This is a genomic window from Rhizobium sp. SEMIA 4085 (assembly GCF_013004495.1).
In the GTDB taxonomy this organism is placed as follows: Bacteria; Pseudomonadota; Alphaproteobacteria; order Rhizobiales; family Rhizobiaceae; genus Rhizobium; species Rhizobium gallicum.
This window is the reverse complement of the sequence record NZ_JABEPH010000683.1, coordinates 1-1,050: the sequence shown is the minus strand read 5'-3', so window position 1 is coordinate 1,050 and position 1,050 is coordinate 1. Positions and strand designations below refer to the sequence as shown.

Sequence of the window (1,050 nt, the reverse complement as noted above, 5' to 3'; positions counted from 1 at the left end):
AAACGAAATCGCACATTGGCAACGGCTCCGGAGGGAGACCATATACTCGGATATGTGGGCTTATGCCTCAATACCCAAGCCGATGTTTCAGCGCCCTTGGAAAAGCTGACCCTCCGGGGACCAGCCCAACGTGAGATTCAGCTCCCGCACGGCCTTCCCTTACCGCGCCGCCAACCATAACGATCACCTCCGCCTCATGGAAATCGAAGGCTCTCAGGACCTGGTCTCAACTACTGGCCGGTGGTATGAGATCGGCAGGCTTAGATTCCTATCGTAAGCTGCTGCGTACTGGCCCCCGCGGTAACCCAGATTGCCAAATCGTTATTGCCAACGGTTCGTGTCTTCATAAGCTAGGACCGGTCCCAGGTGACCTGGAGAGAGCCCGAATAATGCAAACTGTAATACGACAGCGATGAGCCATGCGTACACTTCTGCCCGGCTACACCAGTGAGGCTGGATTTTAGATGGAAGCAGTAAGTATAGCTAACTTAGCTAATCGAGGTTTCCATGCAGGTTACAATTCATAACGCCAAGACGAACCTGTCCACACTTATTGAGGCGGCGAAGGCTGGCGAAGAAGTTGTCATCGTCAACGGTAAGGCTCCTGTTGCCCGGATCGTTGCCATCGCGCAAAACAGGTTCACCATCGGGCTACTGAAAGGCAAGGTCACAGGAGATGGACCAGATTTCTTCGAGCCTATGAGTGAGGATGAATTGGCGCTTTGGGAAGGCGCAGCGTGACGGCTGTATTGCTCGACATGGACGCTGACCGGCGATTCGCGTTTATCTGCCAAAGCAACCGCCTATTACGGACGCCGACAGCGTTTTCGTCAGTCCGATCAGCTTCTTCGAGATCGGGCAGAAGGTTCGTATCGGCAAGTGGCGGAGATGGAGCCATTCGTCAACCATTTGCCGAGCTTGCTGGTAGAACAAGGCGGCAGAGTAGCCGCGCTGGGCGCCGGAGATTTTTTTGAAAGGGCCGACTCTTGCGTGGGGGCATCGCGACCCGTTCGACCGTCTGTTGGCAGCGAGTGCGTTGGATTTTGGGAC

1 protein-coding gene is annotated in these 1,050 nt (G+C 55.0%); it reads left to right on the top strand.

What is annotated here, in order from left to right; all coding sequences use genetic code 11:
• Positions 1-507 precede the first annotated feature (507 nt).
• The gene (locus tag C9413_RS32350; RefSeq protein ID WP_040114374.1) at positions 508-741 is read left to right on the top strand and encodes a type II toxin-antitoxin system prevent-host-death family antitoxin; all 234 of its coding nucleotides are present in this window, start codon (positions 508-510) and stop codon (positions 739-741) included.
• The last annotated feature ends 309 nt before the right edge of the window (positions 742-1,050 follow it).